Source organism: Prevotella lacticifex, from assembly GCF_019973375.1.
In the GTDB taxonomy this organism is placed as follows: domain Bacteria; phylum Bacteroidota; class Bacteroidia; order Bacteroidales; family Bacteroidaceae; genus Prevotella; species Prevotella lacticifex.
On the sequence record NZ_BPTV01000002.1, the window covers coordinates 818760 to 842634 of the forward strand.

The 23875-nt window shown below is 44.8% G+C and carries 16 protein-coding genes and 1 pseudogene; 8 read left to right on the plus strand and 9 right to left on the minus strand.

The window, feature by feature from the left end:
* Window positions 1-1593: 1593 nt before the first annotated feature.
* Window positions 1594-3051 (plus strand): Eco57I restriction-modification methylase domain-containing protein, encoded by a 1458-nt coding sequence (locus LDN30_RS13615; protein WP_223929849.1) that lies wholly within the window; start codon window positions 1594-1596, stop codon window positions 3049-3051.
* On the plus strand, window positions 3039-3959 hold the full coding sequence (locus LDN30_RS13620; RefSeq protein ID WP_223929851.1) for a BsuBI/PstI family type II restriction endonuclease: 921 nt from the start codon (window positions 3039-3041) through the stop codon (window positions 3957-3959). Before LDN30_RS13615 ends, LDN30_RS13620 begins: the two co-directional genes overlap by 13 nt.
* A gap of 19 nt (window positions 3960-3978) precedes the next feature.
* On the opposite strand, the gene LDN30_RS13625 is transcribed toward LDN30_RS13620, so the two are convergent.
* On the minus strand, window positions 3979-5193 hold the full coding sequence (locus tag LDN30_RS13625; RefSeq protein ID WP_223926253.1) for an ISL3 family transposase: 1215 nt from the start codon (window positions 5191-5193) through the stop codon (window positions 3979-3981).
* A 511-nt stretch (window positions 5194-5704) separates the two neighbouring features.
* On the opposite strand from LDN30_RS13625, the gene LDN30_RS13630 reads away from it, so the two are divergent.
* Window positions 5705-6166, plus strand: a complete 462-nt coding sequence (locus LDN30_RS13630) for a D-Ala-D-Ala carboxypeptidase family metallohydrolase (protein ID WP_223929854.1) — start codon at window positions 5705-5707, stop codon at window positions 6164-6166.
* Between the two features lie 61 nt (window positions 6167-6227).
* On the opposite strand, the gene LDN30_RS13635 is transcribed toward LDN30_RS13630, so the two are convergent.
* Window positions 6228-8003 carry an IS1634 family transposase gene (locus tag LDN30_RS13635; RefSeq protein ID WP_223928554.1) on the minus strand — a complete coding sequence of 592 codons (1776 nt, stop codon included), beginning with the start codon at window positions 8001-8003 and terminating at the stop codon, window positions 6228-6230.
* A gap of 328 nt (window positions 8004-8331) precedes the next feature.
* Between LDN30_RS13635 and LDN30_RS13640 the strand changes: the two genes are divergently transcribed.
* The 4 genes and pseudogenes from LDN30_RS13640 to LDN30_RS13655 form a co-directional block, all read left to right on the plus strand.
* Window positions 8332-8895 (plus strand): HU family DNA-binding protein, encoded by a 564-nt coding sequence (locus LDN30_RS13640; RefSeq protein ID WP_223927293.1) that lies wholly within the window; start codon window positions 8332-8334, stop codon window positions 8893-8895.
* Between the two features lie 538 nt (window positions 8896-9433).
* Window positions 9434-9553: a smalltalk protein gene (locus LDN30_RS13645; RefSeq protein ID WP_223927294.1), complete on the plus strand. Its 120-nt coding sequence runs from the start codon at window positions 9434-9436 to the stop codon at window positions 9551-9553.
* A 450-nt stretch (window positions 9554-10003) separates the two neighbouring features.
* Window positions 10004-10351 (plus strand): hypothetical protein, encoded by a 348-nt coding sequence (locus tag LDN30_RS13650; protein WP_223929856.1) that lies wholly within the window; start codon window positions 10004-10006, stop codon window positions 10349-10351.
* 971 nt (window positions 10352-11322) lie between these two features.
* Window positions 11323-11526 (plus strand): annotated as a pseudogene (locus LDN30_RS13655) (group II intron reverse transcriptase/maturase); the annotation flags it as partial.
* Here the strand turns inward: LDN30_RS13655 and LDN30_RS13660 are convergent.
* A complete protein-coding gene (locus LDN30_RS13660) occupies window positions 11458-12120 on the minus strand; it encodes a restriction endonuclease subunit S (RefSeq protein WP_306421526.1) in 663 nt (220 codons plus the stop codon). The pseudogene LDN30_RS13655 and the gene LDN30_RS13660 overlap by 69 nt on opposite strands.
* Between LDN30_RS13660 and xerA the strand changes: the two genes are divergently transcribed.
* Complete coding sequence (gene xerA, locus LDN30_RS13665) at window positions 12092-13087, plus strand: site-specific tyrosine recombinase/integron integrase (protein WP_223929858.1); 996 nt, start codon at window positions 12092-12094, stop codon at window positions 13085-13087. The genes LDN30_RS13660 and xerA overlap by 29 nt on opposite strands.
* 405 nt (window positions 13088-13492) lie before the next feature.
* On the opposite strand, the gene LDN30_RS13670 is transcribed toward xerA, so the two are convergent.
* From LDN30_RS13670 to LDN30_RS13695, 6 genes are all read right to left on the minus strand, one after another.
* Window positions 13493-15268: an IS1634 family transposase gene (locus LDN30_RS13670; RefSeq protein ID WP_223928554.1), complete on the minus strand. Its 1776-nt coding sequence runs from the start codon at window positions 15266-15268 to the stop codon at window positions 13493-13495.
* Window positions 15269-15577: 309 nt separating this feature from the next.
* The gene (locus LDN30_RS13675; RefSeq protein WP_223929860.1) at window positions 15578-16834 is read right to left on the minus strand and encodes a restriction endonuclease subunit S; all 1257 of its coding nucleotides are present in this window, start codon (window positions 16832-16834) and stop codon (window positions 15578-15580) included.
* A gap of 22 nt (window positions 16835-16856) precedes the next feature.
* Complete coding sequence (locus LDN30_RS13680) at window positions 16857-17849, minus strand: virulence RhuM family protein (protein WP_223929862.1); 993 nt, start codon at window positions 17847-17849, stop codon at window positions 16857-16859.
* A 1-nt stretch (window position 17850) separates the two neighbouring features.
* Window positions 17851-19515, minus strand: coding sequence for an HsdM family class I SAM-dependent methyltransferase (locus LDN30_RS13685; RefSeq protein ID WP_223929863.1), 1665 nt, complete (start codon window positions 19513-19515; stop codon window positions 17851-17853).
* Window positions 19515-22673, minus strand: a complete 3159-nt coding sequence (locus tag LDN30_RS13690; RefSeq protein WP_223929865.1) for an HsdR family type I site-specific deoxyribonuclease — start codon at window positions 22671-22673, stop codon at window positions 19515-19517. Before LDN30_RS13690 ends, LDN30_RS13685 begins: the two co-directional genes overlap by 1 nt.
* A 784-nt stretch (window positions 22674-23457) precedes the next feature.
* Window positions 23458-23832 carry a DUF1573 domain-containing protein gene (locus tag LDN30_RS13695; RefSeq protein ID WP_223927304.1) on the minus strand — a complete coding sequence of 125 codons (375 nt, stop codon included), beginning with the start codon at window positions 23830-23832 and terminating at the stop codon, window positions 23458-23460.
* Window positions 23833-23875: the final 43 nt, after the last annotated feature.

Here is a 23875-nt window from a genome sequence, read left to right on the forward strand (position 1 = left end):
CCCCAGACTAAGGGAGCGCAGCGACCGCAGTCTGGGGTAGTACATGGACGCAAGAAATCCATGACCAGCCTCGGAGAGGTTGAATAGCGGAACGCGCAAAAATCGTGTGCGCACTGCGTGCTATTGTGCGTCTTCGAGGCACTGAATGATTATTCTTACTACATTCCTGTTCCCCCGGACTGCGCTCGTTATCACTCGCTTAGTCCGGGGTTATTGACGATTCAGCCCCGTCGGGGCTGGAAGCAAAAGATGTATAATTCTTTCATGGCAAAAGTGGGGTTTATCCCCACCCTACCAACAGCGGGCGAGATGCAAAAAGAATTACACCGCAGCTGGTAGGGTGGGCTAAACCACACCTCTTCGGCGGATGAATGCAACACATTGATTACCAACGTGTTTTACAGTAATCCATTTGCGCGTTAATGATCCCTTTGCCGGGCTGGTCATAAAGGCCGTCCGTCGCTGCGGGGTATCTACCTTGATTCTTTCACGCAACTGGTAGGGTGGGGATAAACTCCACCTCTTCGGCGGATGAAAGCAACACATTGATTACCAACGTGTTTTACAGTAATCCATTTGCGCGTTAATGATCCCTTTGCCGGGCTGGTTATAAAGGCCGTCCGTCGCTGCTGGGTATCTACCTTGATTCTTTCACGCAGCTGGTAGGGTGGAGATAAACCCCACCTCTACTATAAATGTGTGCAACACATTGATTACCAACGTGTTGGTAACGTGATATACTCCGACAATCTCTTCATCATTGTATTACATTCGAAATTACGTAGCAGTGTGCAGACAGAGGAGAATTATCAATGTCCATTTGAAAAAACAAGTCAAATATTTTGTAAGTATCAGTCCCGGATACCTAATTACAGCAACTAACAACAATTCCATCTTCCTTCCCGCAGCTGGCATGAAATGCAAGGACTATACAAGTGGCCCCACCAAAAGCTTCTACTACTGGACATCAAACATGCCTCAAGGTGATGACGACGGAACTGCCTATGAGTTCATGGGCTATAAGGATTATTCATCAAGTATCATGACCGGAAGCAGGTACTATGGATGTCCTGTCAGAGCCGTATGCAAATAATCATATAAAGTTTCTTTTTACTCATATTCTATCCATCGTCCTGTATTGTTGCAGGATGATGGATAGTGTGTTTAATGAGCCAGGACTATCCACACTGTGTGATATGCCCTGTCCTATAAATCGGGGATTATCCGGGATTATTGACCATTCAGCCCCGCCAGGGCTGGAAGTGGCAGAGGTATAATTCTTTCGTGGCAATAGGATGAGGCCACACTCAACACCTACTGGATTGACCTGCCAGCCTGCGCCCAATTGAGCTGCACAGTGCACCCTGCAACCGCCCTGTGCCGCTTGCCCGTTGGTTTGTGGCCGGCCCTAATTCTGCCCACCTGCGAACTGCATACGCCCATAGTATAATGCCTGTTCTGTGGAAAAGTGAAGCCTGAGTAATAATTATGTCATTTAAGTCAAAATTGAAATGAAAGGGCCGACCGCATTCAAATGAAATATTCGTATTATTTATTGGATAATCCAAAAATATTATCTAAATTTGCATCACGATGGTATTTTTAGAACATACATTGCAAACAACAAGAGCCTATGTGAATTCTCGACCGAAGTCGGAACGCAAGGCCTATGGTCAGTTCTTCACGATGGGAACTGGCGCAATGTTTATGTCCAAGCTCTTCAATGTTAATTTGGAAAAGGAATGTTTAAACATCCTTGACGCAGGGGCAGGTACAGGCATACTGACTTCTGCCATGGTTGATCAACTTCTTGCTCTCGGATTCAAGGGTAAGATTTGCGTTACTTGCTATGAGAACGACTCTAACGTATTGCCCGTACTTTACGGCAACTTAGAAGAAATCGCTAATAACGTTAAGCAATTTGAGTATAGAGTTATAGCAGAGAACTTCCTAACATGCCAACCTTTCGGCGGTTTCTTCCAGGAAGAGGCTAAATACGACTTAGTGATCGGTAATCCTCCTTATAAGAAGATACCTATAGAAGCATCTGAGGCCCAGCATATGAAAGAGGTTTGTCATGGAGCACCAAATCTTTATTTTCTTTTTATGGCCATGAGCATACAACAGTTGAAAGAAGAAGGACAACTGGTTTACATTATTCCACGTTCATGGACATCAGGAGCCTATTTTGAGCGTTTTCGCAAGTGGCTATTCGCACGTACTGTAATTGAGCACATCCATCTCTTTGGCAGTCGTGACAAAGTTTTCAACGGAGAGTCAGTCTTACAGGAGACAATGATTATAAAGATTAGAAAGACTAAACAGAGGCCTCGCTCAATTAAGATGACATTCTCTGAGACTTCTGACTTTAATAATATTTCTTCAATCTCTGTTCCTTATGATACAATCGTATCTAATAATAACTATGTATATCTGGTAACAAACAAAAAAGAAATTAGATGCCTTGACTCGCTGAAGACATTGGATCATACTCTTGTAGCTGACGGTCTGCGCATGAAGACGGGCTTAGTGGTCGACTTTCGCACGCGTGAGGTACTGAGAAACGAGCCGGACTCTCCTAACACTTACCCTTTACTCTACTCTCAGCATATCAAAAATGGTAAAATCATTTGGCCTGTTGGGAAAGAGAACGAATATATCTGTACCGAAAACAAAGCCCTATTGCAAGAGAACGCTAACTATGTATTCGTTAAAAGACTCACGGCCAAAGAAGAGCGTAGAAGACTGCAATGTGGTATATATCTTAAAAGGGAGTACCCTAATTATAAATATATCAGCACACAAAATAAGATAAATTACATTCTTTGTCAGGAGGAAGAAGAAGCATTAGGCGTCTATTGCTTGTTAAACTCTTCTATATATGATCTCTATTATAGGATCCTTAATGGCTCGACACAGGTCAACTCGACAGAAATAAACATGATGCCTGTACCCGACAAGCACACCATAGCAGAAATGGGGAAGATGCTAAAAGGCAAAGAACTATCTACAGAAATGTGCGACAAAATATTATCAGCATGGATCAAATAGAAACAGCGAGAAAGATATTGTCAGAAATTGGCATGCCAGAGAAGCAACAAAGCAATTTATGTGCACTCACTTTACTGGCACTCTGCGATATAAAGAAGCAAGATACATTAGCTAACGCTTCCAATAACTGGATTCGCATCCATGATATTATACAGTTTGTAAATACCAATTATGCATCCAGCTATGCTGAGAACTCTCGTGAGACATTCCGAAAGCAAGCTTTACATCACTTCCGTAATGCTGCATTGATTGAAGACAATGGATTGGCTACTAATAGCCCTAACTACCGTTACCGACTTACGTCAGAATTTCTATCTGTATTAAAGAAGAATGGGAAAAGGGGTTACAAAAAGGCACTCAAGGATTTCTTAACAAATCATGAGAGCTTAAAAAACAAATATAAATCAAAGAAGGCTATGCCCATGTTGCCCATAAAAATTAACGACAAGGATTATAGTCTTTCACCTGGCAGTCATAACCAGCTACAAAAGGCAATCTTAGAAGAATTTGCACCTCGCTTTGCTCCGAATTCAGAATGCCTTTATTTGGGTGACACAACTCACAAAGACTTGGTAAGATCAGTGAAGAAAATGGAAGAATTGGGATTTGACATAACTCTTCACGATAAGATGCCAGACGTTGTGCTCTATCGGCCTGACAAGGACTGGCTATATTTTATAGAGGCTGTGGATTCTGTTGGACCAATGAGCCCTGAGCGGATAATAGACATCCAAAGAATGACACAGCAAGTAAAATGTGGAAAAATCTTTGTCACAGCGTTTCTTGACTTTAAGAAATATAAACGATTCTCTGAGCAAATAGCGTGGGAAACAGAAGTGTGGATAGCGGAAATGCCAGACCATATGATTCACTTAAATGGAGATAAGTTTCTCGGACCAAGATCTTAATTCACTATATTATTTTGGTTCATCCGACAAATCGTGTGATTTTGTCATTATGCAAATTGAAAAGTCTTAACTTAAAATAGTCAATGTCCCGGTAGCCATAGGCGTTTCTCTTCAAGACTTTTATTTTATTGTTGATCCCTTCTACTTTTGCATTGCTTGTCCTACATTTGTAATAAGCCAGGATTCCAGTTCTGTAAGCGGCGATGGAATTACCCAGCTTTTCAAGGGTGGGAACTTTTGATTCCCGAGCCTGTTTTATCCAGTCATCCAGCACAGCTTCTCCTTCTTTATATGAGTCCTGCTTCCATACTTCTTGCAAGTATTCATTGAGAATGTAGGCTTTGCTCAGAGGTTCGTTCATCTTGATTACGTTATCCAATCTCTTCTTTTCATCCTCTGTAAAAATATCCTTATCATGGCGCAACAACAGCCAGCGCGTTCCCTTTATGACTTTTCTTTTTTCTAAGTCCTTCTCTTGATTATAGACCTCTCTTCTGACTTTGTCCAAGGCTTCGCCTGCCAGTTTCTGCACATGGAAGTGATCGAAAACGTGAATGGCATCAGGTAGGTTTTTCTTAATCGCAGAGATGAACGCAGCGGACATGTCTGAAGACACGGACTCTATCTTCGCGCCGCTTCTCTTCAATTTGGGCCAGAACTTCTTCAAAGAATCGATTCCTTTGCCATCTCCGACATGTATAATGGCACCACTCAACATGTCGACCACAATAGTCAGATAGACGTGTCCCTTCCTCAAAGCGAACTCATCAATACCAATGTGCTTGACATCCTTGATATCTATATGAGAAAACTTATGATTGAGATAGTTCTTGTGGATATCCTTCACCGTATCCCAACTCAGACCGAGATAGTGGGCTACATCTTTTATCGTCATTCTATGAAGCAGTTCTATCACGAGCCTTGCCAAACGATGTGTATAGCGCTGCTTGCCGGTAACGAAATGAAGATCCTCATAGACATCAGCACCACATGTCTTACACTTTAGACGACGCACCTTTACATGTAAGATTGATTGCTTGGTACCAATGTTGACACTGCGGATTTTACGAATCTTGAACCCGTTGCGTACGACAACGTGACTATGGCAACATTCACATCGAGTTTTTACATCTCTTTTTTGGATATGATGAATAATAGTATTACCTTTGTACTCAGTCTTAGTGCATTCGAAGTCCCTGATTCCGTATGCATAATAGATATAGCTGGTGTCCATTTGTCTTGTTTTTTTTAATCACTTACAAAGGTAATGGATTTCCAGCTATTTTCTTTACATCATCCACACTTTATCACACGATTTGTCGGATGAACCATTATTTTGAGTTGACAAGAATTTCTGTATTTTTTTTTCGGACGCCCCCTAACCCTGCCTATCCGCACCCTGCAACCGCACTGTGCTGCTTACTATTTATTCGCGTGCCGCACCCTGCAAACGTCCATCGTTTATCTCCGTTGGTTTGTCGACGGCTCCTAACACTACCTACCCGTGCCCTGTGCCGCTTGTCGGTTGATGATCTCTGTTCCCATCCTCATTTCCCCCTTCTCCGCTATCTTACCTCTTTTCCTCCGTCATTCCGCCTTTCCAACCATTTGATTCTTAACTACTTGCGTATATACCTCGTTCTACCCCTCTTTCTATACCCCGAACTACCCCCCTGAAATTTGGAATCGCCTCGAAAATGTTGTACCTTTGCAACTGTAAACGAACAAACACCATTTTAATTATCATGAAACACACGAAGAATCTCGTCTTAACTAACGACCTTACCATTCATCTCTCCGACCACTTCACTCTTCATGAGATGGTCAGTTCAGGCACCGCCCTCCGCTTCGGCATCGACAACACGCCGACACCGGAGGTCGTCGAGAACCTCCGCTTCCTCTGTCGCGCCGTCCTCGAACCCCTCCGTCTGCGCTACGGTCGCATCATCATCACCAGCGGATACCGCTGTCGGGAAGTCAACCGCCTCGTCGGTGGGTCGCCGTACTCGCAACACCTCCGTGGTGAGGCTGCCGACATCTACATCCCCTCGCGTGAGAAGGCGAAGAAGTACTTCGAGTTTATCCGTGACAACACCGATTTCGACCAGCTCATCCGTGAGCCCATCGCCCGCGAAGAGAAAGACTATCCGCGGTGGCTGCACGTCAGTCATGCCGTCCACCGCCCTAACCGCCACGAGACGATATAGTAGGACTTAGTGTAAGTACTTAATAATTCTGAATTTTCAATTAATTTGTAGCGATAATCTTCTAAGACTCGTTTTTCTTTGGCCTTCCTCTTTTTCTACCTACCTTTTTCGACTTGTATCCCGGTTCACACCCGGCTGGGATGTCAAGCCCAAAAGCCTTCGCAATCTCTACCTGCTTCCCGACAAAAGGTGTTATCTTGGTGGTATGCCCCTGTCGCTCGATACATCTTATGTTCCTCATCTCGTCAAGCATGTCCAGTGAAGAGGCGAACATGCTGTGAAGGCCTGTCGTCTTCCAGATGTGTCTAATATATGATCCTATGACTAATCCGACGAACAAGATGAACAGCCTGCCGGTCTTACCGTCCTCGCTCCAATTTCTTTGTCTGTCAGAGCACATCTCCGTCTTCATCTGCTGGAAGTACTTTTCCTGCTCGTCTCTCAATTTGTAGTGAGCCAGAGCTTGTGGCGCTGTCAAATCCAGCCCGAGCGTTACAATGGCGACAAACCCTAAAAGTCTGAGTGAGTCGTTGTACTTCTTCTCGTTCTTCTCAAACGACACGACATGCCTTTTCTTGTCCAGTTTTACGTCAAACATGCAGAAGTCCCTTTTGAGTGTCTCATCGTCAGGGGCTTCCTCTTTGCCATCAATCATCTGCTGAAGACTGCTTCTCTGCCCTTCGACTTTCATGTCTATGTTGATTTGCCCCTCGCTTCTCCACGAGGGATTGAAGAACAGATTCAGGCGCATCTTGCTTGCTGTCTTTTCGGACTTGCCCTTTCCATGTACCTTGTAGTCAATGTCGTACTGTTTGTAATACAGCTTGCTGTCAAGGTCTATCTCCATTCCGTCCGGACGGACATTGAAGTCTCCAAGGCTGTCTATTTTGTCGCTGATAAACTTGTGGCCGGTCTTCATACACATTATAGCGGGCTGGTCATGAAGAATGTTGTCCTCAAGGATTTGCACTGTCCCATAGCCCCTGTCCGTTATCATTACGTAATTCGTAAAACCGGCACAGCGCAGGTCAGACTGGATGACACCCATAGTGCGTGAGTCAGGGATGTTACCGGGAAACGACCTGTAATAGATGGGCATGTGGTTGCTGAGAGTATAGACTACAACTTCATTCGTCTGCGCCAAGGCAATGTTCTCCTTGTTGTGCCCCCAGCGTATGTCGGCCAGACTGCTCCCGTAAGCCGACCTGCTTGTGGAGTCAACAGCACAGAGCTCCATCTTTCCAATTCTTTCTGAACGAAGGCGCAACAAGGCCTGGCGGTCTTTCTCAGTGATTGACTGCGTAAGACGGGTGATGTCTCCCGGAGACATTTCGCGCGCGGACGGAGTCTTGGTGTATCTCTGCCAGCGAGCGAGCCTGCTGTAAGAATAGCTGGAAATATAGGGGAACATGGCAAGCGTCATGATGTCATCCACTTTCTCCTTGTTTCCCTCGAACACTTTCTCCAGATCCTCGCGTATCTTAGTCTTCTCCGCAACTCTTTCCATAAGCCACACGTCGCCATACAGACGGTTCTGCGCATCTCCATTGTAGGTGGGTCTCCCTGCTTTCCTCGTACTTGGCAAAGAGTCCAGTTCACTCAAATCCCATTCCTGTGGGAATAACAATTTCTTTCGCTCAGCAGGCGACATGTAGAGGTACACCTTGCCCGGAATGAACTTCAGGCTTTCGGTCACTGTGCCTAAATGAATGCTTTTGTTCATGCGCTTACCGGTTGCCTCGTTCGTCACACGTGGACGTAGTGTAGCATATCTATATCCGTTATTGATGTGAAGCGTCACCTTGTGAGCAGTCTCATCGCTTATAGGTCTTGCCATTATACTATATCATTGATTACCGCTACAAATGTAACAATAATAAGTGAAATGGCAAAACATAACAAACTAAATATTTACTGATTTATAGATAATTAGCTTTAGAGTGGGTATTATCGCTACAAATTAATCGAAAATTCAGATAATAATCAGTACTATAAAAAACACGGTATACATATCGTGATATATATGAAGATATAAATATATATAAACGTATGTAATTACATATCTTAATAACTTATTATTTTTTTAATTATTCATTTTAATAGCTATGCTTCGTAAAAGACCATTGGGAAAGAGACGTTTGCCGGTGCCATCCGGCGACAAAAAGATGAATTTTCCTCTGGAGAAGTACATTACAATTATGGCAGTTTATTACAAGGTTTATCAGAACAACAATCCTCACAATCCGAACAAGGGCAACTGGTACGCTCGTGCCGCAATGATCGACACCGACACCACCGAGACCCTTGCCAAGTCAATCATGGAGAAGTGCACCGTCAACGAGGCTGATGTCCTCGCCGTCATCAAGGCCCTCGTAGGCGAGATCACCCGCTCCCTCCAGTCCAGTCACCGTGTGAAGCTCCCCGGCTTCGGAACCTTCAAGATAGGTATCACCTCGAGTGGTGCTCCGTCGCGCGACAAGTTCTCGGTGGCTAACATCACCGGTGCCCATGTCCTCTTCCAGCCCGAGTTGAAGATCTCGGCCAACGGCACCCGCACCCGCACCTTCCTCACCGGCACCCGTGTCAAGGAGCTCATCAACTATGAGGGCCTCGCCGACGATGCCGACAGCGGCAAGAGCGATGCCGGCGACAAGCCCGCTACCGACGACAGCGGCAAGAGCGACGCCGGCGACAGCGGTAAGGGCACCAGCCCGCAGGAGGGCGTCTGACCGACTCCTCCCACCGGCTACAGCTCCCCGAGCAGGACGTAGTCGGTGGGCAGCCACCGGCGAGGGTTCCACGCTTTAGTCGGTGGACAGCCACCGGCGAGAGTTTATGTATGGCTTTCGTCGGTGGCCATTGTATCAGAAACCTCAGTGTAACAATGGACGAGCGTTAATGATCCATTTGCAGGGGCGGATAGGTAGGGTTAGGGGCCGTCCGGTCGGTCGCAAGACCGAATCTCTGATTTTTTATTTTGGGAGGCCCCTAACCCTGCCTATCCGCACCCTGCAACAGCCCTGTGCCGCTTGCCCGTCTACCGATGACCGCCACGGGGCCGCACCCTGCAAACGGCCATCGTTTATGTCCGTTATGGAATCAGCGTTATCTGCGGGGGGGGGAATCACGAATTAATTTGCGTGAGGGGAAGAATTAGGTGAACCTCGGCGTGAGAGAATTCGCACGCAGAAAGAACCTTGATAATTTGAGTTTTAATACTATGAGTAAGCTTTCAACTTTAATAAAAAGGAAAGGAGGTGTAATACTATGAGATCACTGAAACGTAACGACTGGGTGAATATCCTCAAGATTCTCGCCACTATCATTGCCTCGATTCTCGGAACCCTCGGCGTGGAGTCGTTCGATAGCAGCAAGTTCGGGTTTTAGTCTCGGAGCAGAGTAATCCGTCTGCGCGGAGATTCCCCGTGGGATGTCTACGTTCGGGTTTTTAGCCCTACCGGCGGCACAAGGCATGCGTCTTGTGCCGCCTTTCCCTTTTTCCAGTCGGATAGTCGATGGCATGGATTGCTGGATTCTGTGATAATGTATTGATAATTAACATGTTGCTGCATTCAGCCAGTAGGGGTGGGGTTTATCCGAGGCTGCTGAAAAAGTACCCTAAAAACAGATGGGTATAGCAAAAATCTTTCAATTTGTAACTTTTAGCTGACTGCGATGCGAAAAGAAGTCGTATTTTCTTTAATTTACCCCTTTTTATGGGGTCAAAGACAAATGCTTGCTTACAGTTTTTGTTAACAAATGTATTTTCAGCAGCTTCGGTTTATCCCCATCCTACTGCCACGTGAGTGATTTCCTCCCACAAAGAGCGCAAAGGCTATGATAGCTAATCACGGACAACGCGTATTACTTTCCAACAAAAACAAGCAAAACCCTTGCCGTGATTATTCCCTCTCGCCAAGCCGCAAAGGACGCAAAGGCTGTGCGCAGCAAATCACGAAGAACGCGTATTCCTTTCCTACAAAAACAAGAAAAACCCTTGCCGTGATGCAAGGGCTGCGCCCTCTGTTTCTTTCTGGTACCGTCGTGCTTCGAAGCAAGCTTCGGCCCGCCGGCACCAGAAAGAAACAGCCTTCGTTCCTCAGGCTTGCATCACGTCAAGGAAAACCAGAAAAACCGCTGATGCCGCGATTTTTACTCTGGCAACGCAAATCCCCGACGGCTTGAAATTGGTGAAGTGTTATCATCCTTGTAGACCACGATTTTTACTCAGCCAACACAAAGCCCCGACGGGGCTTAATTCTCAATAGCCCCAGACTAAGGGAGCGCAGCGACCGCAGTCTGGGGAAGAACAAGGACGACAGAAATCCACGACCAGCCTCGGAGAGGTTGAATAGCGGAACGCGCAGAAACATATTTGCTTTTGCGCACTCCGTGCTATTGTGCGTATTCGAGGCACTGAATGTATCTCTCTCTGCATCTTTGATCCCCGGACTGCGCTCGTTATCACTCGCTTATTCCGGGGTTATTGACGATTCAGTCCCGTCGGGGCTGGAAGTGGGGAGGTATAATTCTTTCGTGGCAATAGGATGAGGCCACACTCAACACCTACTGGATTGGCGTGCCAGTCTGCGCCCAATTGAGCTGCACAGCGCGGTTGCAGGGTGCGGATAGGCATGGTTAAGGGCCGTCCGAAAACAAAAATATCAGAGATTCGGTCTTCCGACCGTCCGGACGGCCACGAGGGCCGCCCATGCAAGTGGGCAACGTTACCAACATGCTGGTTGTCAATGTGTTGCACACATCCAATAGGGGTGGGGTTTATCCCCATCCTACTTCCACGTGAGTGATTTCCTCTCGCCAAGCCGCAAAGGACGCAAAGACTGCGCGCAACGAATCACGAAGAACACGTATTCCTTTTTGACAAAAACAAGCAAAACCCTTGTCGTGATTATTTCCTCTCGCCAAGCCGCAAAGGACGCAAAGGATACGGCAACTATTCACGAATAACATGTATTCAATTCCAACAAAAACAAGAAAAACCCTTGCCGTGATGCAAGGGCTGCGCCCTCTGTTTCTTTCTGGTACCGTCGTGCTTCGAAGCAAGCTTCGGCCCGCCGGCACCAGAAAGAAACAGCCTTCGTTCCTCAGGCTTGCATCATGGCAAGGAAAACCGGAAAAACCGCTGACGCCGCGACATGTCATGCGAGCAGTTGCTTCCGTGGCTGAGAGCCAACATGGACACTCTGATAAAGTGCCTCATGGACGGCAGCTACCGTCCGAATCCCGTCAGACGGGTAGAGATACCCAAGGATAATGTCAAGAAACACCTTTTAGGGATACCCACCGTGGTAGACCGTATGGTGCAACAAGCCATCAACCAAGTTCTGACTCCCATCTTCTATCTGCTTAATATGCAATCGTATATAATAATATAGATAGCTACCCAGTGTCTCTTTTTTAGGTACAAAACTTTTGAAACCCTGGTTTGTACATAATTCCGACTTGGCGATAGACAATAGGCCAATAGGAGCTCTACTTGACATTAATACTGTGCCTACTGGTAGCATATGAGTGCTACATGAATCATAACCTTTTTGAGTAATATTGCGTTCCCCATAATATACAAATTTTGATTGCTGGTCAGACAAATCTTTTGGAGTAATCCACACTATATTACCTCCATAGTTCCGTTCCTCCTTAGTTGAAGGTGTGGCACCATTGAACACATCTGCAATTTTACTAATATCTTCTACAATCCAGCCCATTGGTATGTTCAGTTTCAGCTTTTCATTCCACACCATCTTTCCACCATTCGACTTATACGGTCTACCATTCTCATCAGGGAAGTCAAACTGCACGAACCAGTAATCGTAGAGCTGACGTGCCATCGCCTCTAAATTATCATTTATCGTTTGGAATTTTATTTGTATATTTGTTCTTGAATAGTCAAAATATGGAATATGTATGGCAACAGAAGATATACTAAATGACATTGTAAGCGGAATAAAAGATGTGCTCAGCGATGAGCAAATGAAGCAGGTAAGTAGTTCTATAAAGGATGTGCTTGCAAAATATGAGATTAACAAGAGGACAAGCAATGAGGAACGAAGAGAGAAAGAAAATACCGAGTTGCTTGATACCTTCCTATCCGCTAAGAAGATAGAAGGTTGCTCTGACAAAACGATCCACTATTATCAGTCGTCAATAGACAAGTTGTTGAATGGATTGTCAAAATGCATCAAAGAGATTTGTACAAATGACATCCGTAGCTATCTGGCTGAAATACAAGAGGAAAACAATCTCAGCAAGGTAACCATTGATAACCTGCGAAGAATTTTCTCCAGCTTCTTCTCTTGGTTGGAGGACGAAGACTATATAGCCAAAAGCCCTGTGCGAAGAATTCACAAGGTTCGCACCGACACTCTCGTCAAAGAAGTTCTCAGCGATGAAAATATAGAAACCTTGCGTGACAGCTGCAACGAATTGCGTGATCTTGCAATGATAGACCTATTGCTAAGTACTGGCGTTCGTGTAGGGGAGTTGGTAAAAATGAACCGCGCTGATATTGACTTTCAAGAACGGCAATGTAAAGTGTTCGGTAAGGGGAATAAAGAGCGAGAGGTATATTTCAATGCACGCACCAAGATTCACCTGCAACGTTATCTTGAGAGTAGAACGGATGATAATCCTGCCCTCTTTGTTACATTATTAAAACCACATACACGCTTAACTATTAGTGGAGTTGAGGTTCGATTGCGAAAAATGGGAAAGGATGTTCACATTGATAAGGTACATCCACACAAGTTCCGACGGACTTTGGCGACAATGGCTATAGACAGGGGCATGCCTATTGAACAAGTGCAAAAACTATTGGGGCATGTACGAATTGATACTACGCTGCACTATGCGATGGTTAACCAGCAAAACGTAAAAATAGCGCATCGGAAATATATAAATTGATTCATGCATGCGAATTATCTGACAAGATTTGCTTACCTTTGCAAAGAAGAACCAATGAATAGACAAAATGATATTGTCAGATATTGCAGAATACGTAACAGAAAGAGTAAATAGCAAAAGTATTACATTAAATCAATATGTAACTACTGATTCTCTTTTGCAAAATAAACGAGGTAGACAAACTGCTCAAAATCTACCTCCGATGACTTGTGCGCTTACTCGTTATTGCAAAGGTGATATATTAATCTCAAACATTCGTCCTTATCTTAAGAAGATATGGCTTGCTGATTCTGACGGTGGCTGTTCCACAGATGTCCTCGCGTTCAGGACTAAGAATGGTCATTCTCCTAATTATCTATATGCGTTGTTGATCTGAATTTTCAATTAATTTGTAGCGATAATCTTCTAAGACTCGTTTTTCTTTGGCCTTCCTCTTTTTCTACCTACCTTTTTCGACTTGTATCCCGGTTCACACCCGGCTGGGATGTCAAGCCCAAAAGCCTTCGCAATCTCTACCTGCTTCCCGACAAAAGGTGTTATCTTGGTGGTATGCCCCTGTCGCTCGATACATCTTATGTTCCTCATCTCGTCAAGCATGTCCAGTGAAGAGGCGAACATGCTGTGAAGGCCTGTCGTCTTCCAGATGTGTCTAATATATGATCCTATGACTAATCCGACGAACAAGATGAACAGCCTGCCGGTCTTACCGTCCTCGCTCCAATTTCTTTGTCTGTCAGAGCACATCTCCGTCTTCATCTGCTGGAAGTACTTTTCCTGCTCGTCTCTCAATTTGTAGTGAGCCAGAGCTTGTGGCGCTGTCAAATCCAGCCCGAGCGTTACAATGGCGACAAACCCTAAAAGTCTGAGTGAGTCGTTGTACTTCTTCTCGTTCTTCTCAAACGACACGACATGCCTTTTCTTGTCCAGTTTTACGTCAAACATGCAGAAGTCCCTTTTGAGTGTCTCATCGTCAGGGGCTTCCTCTTTGCCATCAATCATCTGCTGAAGACTGCTTCTCTGCCCTTCGACTTTCATGTCTATGTTGATTTGCCCCTCGCTTCTCCACGAGGGATTGAAGAACAGATTCAGGCGCATCTTGCTTGCTGTCTTTTCGGACTTGCCCTTTCCATGTACCTTGTAGTCAATGTCGTACTGTTTGTAATACAGCTTGCTGTCAAGGTCTATCTCCATTCCGTCCGGACGGACATTGAAGTCTCCAAGGCTGTCTATTTTGTCGCTGATAAACTTGTGGCCGGTCTTCATACACATTATAGCGGGCTGGTCATGAAGAATGTTGTCCTCAAGGATTTGCACTGTCCCATAGCCCCTGTCCGTTATCATTACGTAATTCGTAAAACCGGCACAGCGCAGGTCAGACTGGATGACACCCATAGTGCGTGAGTCAGGGATGTTACCGGGAAACGACCTGTAATAGATGGGCATGTGGTTGCTGAGAGTATAGACTACAACTTCATTCGTCTGCGCCAAGGCAATGTTCTCCTTGTTGTGCCCCCAGCGTATGTCGGCCAGACTGCTCCCGTAAGCCGACCTGCTTGTGGAGTCAACAGCACAGAGCTCCATCTTTCCAATTCTTTCTGAACGAAGGCGCAACAAGGCCTGGCGGTCTTTCTCAGTGATTGACTGCGTAAGACGGGTGATGTCTCCCGGAGACATTTCGCGCGCGGACGGAGTCTTGGTGTATCTCTGCCAGCGAGCGAGCCTGCTGTAAGAATAGCTGGAAATATAGGGGAACATGGCAAGCGTCATGATGTCATCCACTTTCTCCTTGTTTCCCTCGAACACTTTCTCCAGATCCTCGCGTATCTTAGTCTTCTCCGCAACTCTTTCCATAAGCCACACGTCGCCATACAGACGGTTCTGCGCATCTCCATTGTAGGTGGGTCTCCCTGCTTTCCTCGTACTTGGCAAAGAGTCCAGTTCACTCAAATCCCATTCCTGTGGGAATAACAATTTCTTTCGCTCAGCAGGCGACATGTAGAGGTACACCTTGCCCGGAATGAACTTCAGGCTTTCGGTCACTGTGCCTAAATGAATGCTTTTGTTCATGCGCTTACCGGTTGCCTCGTTCGTCACACGTGGACGTAGTGTAGCATATCTATATCCGTTATTGATGTGAAGCGTCACCTTGTGAGCAGTCTCATCGCTTATAGGTCTTGCCATTATACTATATCATTGATTACCGCTACAAATGTAACAATAATAAGTGAAATGGCAAAACATAACAAACTAAATATTTACTGATTTATAGATAATTAGCTTTAGAGTGGGTATTATCGCTACAAATTAATCGAAAATTCAGATTGTTGATGCAAGATGCATTTTTCCAGTACATGATGCAAGGTTCAAAAGGAAGCAAGATGCCAAGAGGTGATAAAAATCAAATTATGCACTATTCTGTTCCGACATTTTCTTCTTTGGAAGAAGCGAACATCGGAACTATAATAGTTGACATAGAGAGAAAAATACAAATCAATCGTCAGATAAATGATAATTTACCGTTGCCTGACCATTCATCAGTAGTGGTAACAGCTCTTTACGTTGCTTAGTCAACATAATTATCTCTTGATTATTAGCAACGACCTCATCAAATATTGGCTCTATATACTTAGCTAACATATTTGGCAAAGCTAATGAAGAAGGCAAAGCTATAGTGCTCTGACAAAGATGGTCTTGTGTTATATGGCCCATCGTAGTCTTTCTTGCTTCTGCCATTCTTTTGAAGATTCCAATATATTCAAGTATTTGAAAATAATAGAAGAAGCGAGGATAACCATTCTTCGATGTTACTTTGAAAATATGTTGGTTTAGTCCCCCTTTTCCATAAGCCCAGAGCATTATTTCTAATGATGCTGACCAAGAAAATAACACATCACCATCATAGACTTTAACGTCGTCATTAATGTCAGATCTTACTCTTTCTGTTTCAGATGTAATGCCATCACGCATTTCTTTAATTTTGATAACAGGTAAATAGTTGTTATCAATCGGTCGAAATTTTTGACATGCCAATCCATTAGTATACTCTGCAATGTCAAGAAGAGACCCGCAATGCCACCCTTCAGGAATATATTTTCTCAATTTCTCATTCCATACCATCTTACCACCGCTACTTTTATAAGGTTTCCCATTCTCGTCAGGAAAGTCAAACTGCACAAACCAATAATCGTAAAGCTGCTTCGCCATCGCCTCTAAATTATCATTTATCTGCTTGTTGAGTTCAATCTTACGGTCGATGCTTGCGATAACTTTTGATATTCTTTTTTGCTCTTCTAATGGCGGTATAGGAAAAGCATACCCCGAGAGCAAATCGAATGTAATTTGAGGAAATGAACCAATTCTGTTTTCAGCCCTTCTTTGGAGAGTATCCAAGAAGGGTTGATTCGTTAAGCAGTAATAGAAATAATCAGAATCAACTTGGTCGTTAAACTTGCGTAGCACCATAAGTTTTGTTGAAACTACAAAGTCTTGACACTCAGTTGCCGTTACTTTTGCGAATCTTCTATTTGCAGGGCGGATTTCGCTAAAAAGTAAATCGCCTGTTTTGATTGTTTTCTTGAATTGTCCCTTTAAATTGGCAACAGGTGTGAGTGCACCTTTGCCCATTACCCCATTATAAACATCTGAGGTATTAATTGCTATAAGAAAATCTTTATCAAATTTATGTGTTTCAGATACGGTGTGTACGATGTCACCAATTCTTAAAATATTAAATTTTTCTTTTTTCATTTCTTAGTTTAATGACAACTTTTTATTCATCCCCCAGCAATCCTCTCACTTGTTTATCAAAATCCGAGTCTATCTTCTGCGTCTTGTTGAAGATATCGTATTCTTGTTCTGCTTTGACTTTAGCTTCTGCAGCAGAAATCTTTCCCTTGTCAGGCAAGATGTGGTAGTTTCGGAATTCCAAGAACTTATTGACACTGGCTGAGAACTGATCCATCGTGAAGGTGTTCTCACGCTCTATGAGATCCTCTATGTAGTCGAAGAAGCCAGTTACAGCACGTTCCAAACGTTTAATCTGTTCAGGCTGCAAGTAGTTTTTTGCTATGCTGACATCAGACTTCAAGACCCTGCCATCGGGTGCATGCTTCCATGTTGTTAACCCCATGTGGTCTTTTGTATGATCCGCCCGCGTGTATATGATTTCAGCTGCCGTCATACCAGTGATGGCATAATGGAAACGATTTTGAATCATGGCATAGAAATCGCGGGTCGTCGGAGAAGTCTTGTCATAGTCGGTGCTGCACTCCGCATAAATGTCCGTAATCTGCTGCCATATACGGCGCTCACTCGCACGGATGGAACGCACACGTTCAAGCAATTCACGGAAGTAGTCTTTACCGAACACGGCAGTACCCTGCTTGAGCCTATCGTCGTCAAGGGCAAATCCCTTTGTGATATATTCCTTCAACACCGACGTTGCCCACTGGCGGAATTTCGTGGCCTTGATGGAATTGACACGGTAGCCGACAGAAATAATAGCATCGAGATTATAGAGTGTTGTTTGATATTTTTTCCCATCAGCGGCAGTTAGTGCATTTTTTGCACATACTGATTCTTGCCTTAGCTCTCCTGAGTCGAAGATGTTTTTCAAGTGCTTGGTAATCACGGACCTATCCACCCCAAAGAGCTGTGCCATAGCCTTCTGGGTACACCATATTGTACCATCCTTTACAATAACTTGTACCTTGCCCTGCTCGTCGGGCATGCTGTAAAGCAGAAACTGTATCTCGTTTTCCATTTTATTCGCCTTTTACATCCTCGTTGAATTTTAGACTTGCCAGTTGCTTCATGATCTCTTCCTCAAGCTTATGGCTTTCCTCAAACTGCTTTGCAAGCGTCGATTTGTATTCTGTCATTCTACGGTTGAACTCTTCCTCGGTGATATCAACGTAGTCAATCTTGATGTCGAAGTATTGTCCGGCAGAAAAGCTATACTTCTTTTCCTTAATCTCATCAAGCGATACCACCTTAGAGAAATCATCAACATCTTCCATATTACGGAAAGTGTTCACGATTTTGTCCTCGTCAGCAGTACTGAGCACTGTCCGCTGGTTCTTGTCAACCTTTTCTGTCGTTCCGAGCTTGGAGGCATCTATCAGAATGACCTTGTCGTCCTTCTTGCCTTTATCGATAAAGACCACGCTGACATTGGTGCCCGTGTTGGCGAAGATATTGGAAGGCATAGAGACAACCCCACGCAGCCACCCCTTGTCCACCAACTTCTTTCGGATGGCCAATGGTATCTTTGCTGATGCGGTGAGAAAACCGGTCGGCACGACAACAGCCGCCTTACCTGTGTCTTTCAGAATATAGAGAATATGCTGAATGAAGACAAGATATATCTCCATCTTTTGCTTGTCACCCTTTGGCACGTTTGGGATGCCCGCAAAGAATCGGTCGGTGTTTTTGAATGCGGCGTTTGTAACCGTCTGACTAAAGTCCTCTTTGAACGGAGGATTACTGACAACATAATCAAACATCTTATCGAACGTGCCGTCCTTGCGCTCATGTCCCCAGTCTATCAGTGAATCTCCTTGAATGACATTTGGCAATGATGAGACGAGATTGTTGAGGATCAGGTTCAGCCGTAGCATCGTCGTTGACTTCTGGCTCTGATCCTGTGTAAATATAGAGCAGTTTGCCTCACCTATCTGATGGGCCAAAGCCATCACGAGCGTACCTGTTCCTGCCGTAGGGTCGCAGGTTGCAGCACTATGGATAGTCTCATCCGGCGAAACAAGTAGACGAGCCATGATCGTCGCCACGGCATGAGGTGTGAAATACTCTCCATATTTTCCACTGTCTTTATTGTAGTCGCTGACAAGATACTCAAATACTGTTGAGAAGAAGTCGTACTTCTGATGGAAAATATCCTCAAAGTTGAAGGTGGTCAGGTTGTTGATGAGCGCACGGGCAAAGTCATCGCGCTTGTCGGGATCCGTAACATAGTTTGTCAACGACTCCAACAGCGCAACACTGCTCTTCCCGGATGTCTTGACACTGAACTTATCGGCATTGAGCTGACCGAGCGAAACCATAGTATTGTCAAAGACGCTGGAGAAATCGCCCTCGTTCATGCGATTATACAGATTCGCTATCAGATGTTCCGGCTTTAGCTTGGGTGTATCGGCTGGCAGATAGTCCCAAACATCCTCACGCTCCTCATCGGTCATAGCAGTATAAGCACTCTCCCAATGAGCAGCTTCGTTAAAACGCGAGCGATACTCTTCATTCTGAATGTGCTTTAACTCATAACCGAACTTATCGTTGAGGAACTTATACAGGAACATCTGTACGACAATTTTATACTCATTGCCGTCACCGCTCAATCCGTTGTTTCCGCAAGTGGCGCGTAGCGCGTCGATAAGGTCTTCTGTTTTCTTTATTATATCTGATGTGCTCATTAAAATCTCTTATATTGATGTTCGTACTCGTTGGTAATAATCCCTGCCAAATATCTGCGGTCGGCAGGCGTTGCTTTGACTTCCATCTTATGAAGTATCTGCGTAATGCAATTCTTCACCTGATCAGTGAAAAACGGGACGTTGTTGATGAGGTCCAAATTATTCAACAACATTGTGTCAATATTGTCTTTCATCGTGTTGAGTGCAAAACATGTTTCCACTTCCGAGGGAGAGATAATCACCTTGCCTGTCGACTTTTGTTCCCTGATAATACGTTTGTGGGCTCTGACAAACTTGGCATCTCCCTTGTATTTCTTTTGTAGGGCAGCATTATGTTTGTTGATTTCCTTGATTTTCGCCATCATGTCGTCCATAAATCCGATGTCTTCCTTTGCCTCTGCAACATTGGATGGCTCAAAGCCTTTCTTTCTGAAGTACTTTTTTATCTCGTCGAGGAGGGAGACATAATCGTCATCGTCTTGGTCGATATTTTCAGCCAATTCATCCGATAGTGCACGCTTCTTATATTGCAACTCGCTCTTCAAGTTGTCGTTGATGACCAGTTCTCCGCTTCCTTTCTTATGGAACTTGAATTCTATCGTGCCCAATGCTTCATTGACCATAGAGGCCACCTCTGCCTCATGGTTGAAAACATCCTTCAGATTGAGGTTACTGATACGGTCGTTGACCACTTTCAGCAGATTGTTGATATTGCCGGGTTGCATGGCCTTCACTTTCGCCTTCAGTTCTTCTGAGCCAAAAGTACGGACTTCATTCCATGTGGCTTTGGCTTCTTCAAGCTTATGCCGGATGATAATCAGTTTGTCGTGATCCTCAATATCTTCCATCTGCTGGGCAAACTCCTCCGCATTGTCGGTAGTGTAGTCAAAGAGAACCTCCTGAACATCCCTCATCGTTTCCTTGATTTCCTCTTCTGAAACCATAGCGTGCTCGACGCTCGCATCCTCAGACTGTCCTGTGTCGAACTTGCCAAGTTCTGCCGCATAGGCGTTGTTGATGTCGTTGAAGTTCTGCCTGATATCGGCGAAATCGACTACATATCCAAATCGAATATCCTTGTACGGCCTGTTCACACGTGTGAGTGCCTGAAGAAGATTGTGGTCTTTCAACTTACGGCCAAGGTACAATCGCTTCAGACGTGGCGCGTCAAAACCTGTCAAGAGCATATTATTGACTATCAGCAAATCAGGCTCTGCCTTCTTTCGAAATTGCAGCGAGATATTAGCCCGCTTCTCTTTGTCGTAATAATCGTGCAAAATCAGCTCTACCTTCAAACCCGACGTATCTTTGTTGGGCATGGTTCCGTCGTCTTCAGGAATGACTGTCCCAATCTTAGGCACATAGGTGTAATGTCCGTCCTCGTCCTTATGTGTTCCCATCTTATACAGACGGAACATCATGCGGGCCTGTCTGTTCGTCTCACATACGATCATGCCGCCAAGCGACGTATCATCCATTTGCAAGCGGAAGCGTTTGAAGTCGTTGACGATATAATCGAGCAAAGCCCCCACATACCTTTCATTCTCAATAATGGTTTGCCTCTTAATATCCTCCTTCTTAACCTTTATTGTCTCTTCGAGGTCAGACCATATTTCTTGTAAGCGCAGCCGATAGCTGGTCTCTATATCTTCGCGCATCATGCGCTTGGTAAAGCCATCCTCAATAGAGCGATTGTAATAATAGGTGCTGATATAGTTGCCAAAGACATCCGTGGTCTTTCGTTCCTCCCCGATAAGTGGTGTGCCGGTCAAGGCGATACGAATGGCCTTCGGGTCGCTTTCAAACAGGCGGCTGAGGAATGAGCCTTTGGGGTTGTAGTCGCGATGTGCTTCATCAAGGAAATATACCCGTTGGATGTTCGTGGCATATTTAGAGACGTTAATCTTACCGTCAGAATCTTTCAGTTTCTGAATATTGACGACGATTATCTCATGTTCGCCCGTGTTGTTCTCCTGTGCCTTTTCGTTACTGAAAGTATTCATCAGCTCATCGCGATTCTCCACGTTGATGACATGCAAGCCACGGTTGGAGAACTCTGTCGTAGCCTGTTCCATCAAATCAAGACGGTCAACGAAAAAGTAGAATTTGGGAATGACATGCTTTTTTGTAAAATAGTCGGTGAGCACGCGTGTGGCAAAATAAGAGAGAGCCGTCTTTCCGGAGCCTTGTGTATGCCATATGATACCACTTTGCTTACCGTCATCAATGGTCTTGCGAATAGCCTGCGTGCCGAATAATTGAGGATAGCGCATTACATGTTTTTGGAGGACATGTTTTTGCGTGTCTTCATCAATATAATCGAGATAGACAAAACCATAGCGCAGTAAATAGAGAAGACGATCCCTGGAGCACAAGGACGTGATAATCCTATTAGTTGGTGTCGTCGGATTCTTGTCCGTCTCGTACTCGGGGGAGGATTTCAGCACAATATTATTGTTGTCCTTAAGAATATAATTCTCAGTTTCTTCCTTCAAGGGCAAGTAATTGAAGTCCTTGTAGAAGTCGGCGTTTTCTTCGCGAAACACATTGAAGTGCATTCGCTTCTTATCAATACAACCGTAGAATGCGCCTTGTACAGGCTTGGGTGTGGTAAAGTCATACTCCTTGTTGTCTGAGAATATCATCAACTGTGTAAGGTTGATGAACCTGCGAAACTTGGGATTGGGGAGACGCTGGTCGTTCATGCGGTGGAGTTCAACAAGTATTCCTCCTTTGTTGTTGGGCTTCTTCACCTCGATAAAGACAAGTGGCAAACCATTAATTAGCAACGTAATATCAGGGCGGAACTCATCACCTCCATTTATGCATGGCATTTCGGTCACACAAGCCCAGTCGTTAGCTTCAGGATGCTCAAAGTCAATAAACTTAGTACCGCTATTAGACGAGATTATCTTGTAGAACTCACGGCCCAAGTCTTCATTGTTCAGCTTATTACGTATATCGCCGAGCAGTAGGCTGATGGACTCTTCTGGCAACTGAGGATTGAATTTTCTTATCTGTCTATAGAAAATATCCTTGGCAATGTTTGTCTCCGGGTCAAGGTCTAGCTCCTTTAACGCATGATAAGTATAGCCGATGCGCGTAAGGTGCATCAGTGCCGGGAACTTAACTCGCGTATTCTCATTAAAACCTGCCATATCTACCTTTATGTATTGTTCAATATGCAAATTTAATGATTTTATTTGAATTCGTGAAATTGCGTCAAGAAAAATATGTTCCGTCTTACGGTAAATGAATACATCATATCCCAATTTTTTTCAAGACTAAGTCAACTATTCTTTCAACACGAGAATCAGCTCAGAGAATCTTTTGAAATTTCTAAGATTGACCACGCCACGAACCTTCAATGAAGTCCGTTGCGTAGTTAATAAGTCCGAATGTCTTAGAGTTTTTTGCCTATGCCATCGTACGTATGGATATCAATCGCATCAGCCATGTACTGTAATTTTGGGTGACGCATTGACGAAGTCGGGAAATATACTGGTCCGTTTCAGCGAATGAAAACGGGCCGGTTTGCGAGGCATTAACGTAAGTAGGTAAGTAGGAGGCATCACACGTATCATACAGTAAATTCTGTCCCGCCGGTTTGCGAGGCATTAACGTAAGTAGGAGGCCGGTATAAAAGGAAAATCAAATTTGGCGTACTACAGCGAATTGCTTCGCCCTGCCGCTGACAGCCATTTGACAGTTCTTGTGGTTGCAGGTCGTCGCCGTTCTCCCGCTTCCTCCATCGTTTCGTACGGGTACAAAAAAGGGGGCAACGCTCAGCCCCCCATACATTTATACAAATAAATCTCGTACATGTCGCCTCACGGCCTATGCACGCCACAATCTGAATTCCTCCCTATGCATCACGCACAGAGGCGGAGGTTTAAATAACAAAATTTCTTTCAATATTGATTGTAATAACTGTAATCGTAATTACTTCATTTCACCTTCGATGTACAACCGTGTCATCTCCACCTTACCGTTGGTGCGCACGGTGATACTCTTCTTGAAGTGTCCGGGGAATTTTCCCTTGCCGTTGTACGTCACGTCGATGCTGCCCTTCTGTCCGGGAGCTATCGGCCGCTTGTCGTACTGGGGCACGGTGCATCCGCAGCTGGCCACAACCTGATTGATGACTAACGGCTGGTTGCCGACATTAGTGAAGGTGAACGTGGTCTTCTTCACCGGATTCGATTCTGGGAAGGTGCCGAAATCGACCGTCACCTTGTCGAAACGTATCTCTGCCTGTGCTGACGCGAAACTGATTCCGCAGAGCAGCATCAGTGCTACGAGTAGATATTTCTTCATTGTCTTTCCTTTCTTTTGCCCGACCATGCAGTCAGGCTTGTCA

Coding starts and splice junctions, on each gene's coding strand:
- LDN30_RS13615 (WP_223929849.1), top strand. CDS start 1,594: ATGGTATTTTTAGAACATACATTGCAAACAACAAGAGCCTATGTGAAT.
- LDN30_RS13620 (WP_223929851.1), top strand. CDS start 3,039: ATGGATCAAATAGAAACAGCGAGAAAGATATTGTCAGAAATTGGCATG.
- LDN30_RS13625 (WP_223926253.1), bottom strand. CDS start 5,193: ATGGACACCAGCTATATCTATTATGCATACGGAATCAGGGACTTCGAA.
- LDN30_RS13630 (WP_223929854.1), top strand. CDS start 5,705: ATGAAACACACGAAGAATCTCGTCTTAACTAACGACCTTACCATTCAT.
- LDN30_RS13635 (WP_223928554.1), bottom strand. CDS start 8,003: ATGGCAAGACCTATAAGCGATGAGACTGCTCACAAGGTGACGCTTCAC.
- LDN30_RS13640 (WP_223927293.1), top strand. CDS start 8,332: ATGAATTTTCCTCTGGAGAAGTACATTACAATTATGGCAGTTTATTAC.
- LDN30_RS13645 (WP_223927294.1), top strand. CDS start 9,434: ATGAGATCACTGAAACGTAACGACTGGGTGAATATCCTCAAGATTCTC.
- LDN30_RS13650 (WP_223929856.1), top strand. CDS start 10,004: ATGATAGCTAATCACGGACAACGCGTATTACTTTCCAACAAAAACAAG.
- xerA (WP_223929858.1), top strand. CDS start 12,092: ATGGCAACAGAAGATATACTAAATGACATTGTAAGCGGAATAAAAGAT.
- LDN30_RS13660 (WP_306421526.1), bottom strand. CDS start 12,120: ATGTCATTTAGTATATCTTCTGTTGCCATACATATTCCATATTTTGAC.
- LDN30_RS13670 (WP_223928554.1), bottom strand. CDS start 15,268: ATGGCAAGACCTATAAGCGATGAGACTGCTCACAAGGTGACGCTTCAC.
- LDN30_RS13675 (WP_223929860.1), bottom strand. CDS start 16,834: ATGAAAAAAGAAAAATTTAATATTTTAAGAATTGGTGACATCGTACAC.
- LDN30_RS13680 (WP_223929862.1), bottom strand. CDS start 17,849: ATGGAAAACGAGATACAGTTTCTGCTTTACAGCATGCCCGACGAGCAG.
- LDN30_RS13685 (WP_223929863.1), bottom strand. CDS start 19,515: ATGAGCACATCAGATATAATAAAGAAAACAGAAGACCTTATCGACGCG.
- LDN30_RS13690 (WP_223929865.1), bottom strand. CDS start 22,673: ATGGCAGGTTTTAATGAGAATACGCGAGTTAAGTTCCCGGCACTGATG.
- LDN30_RS13695 (WP_223927304.1), bottom strand. CDS start 23,832: ATGAAGAAATATCTACTCGTAGCACTGATGCTGCTCTGCGGAATCAGT.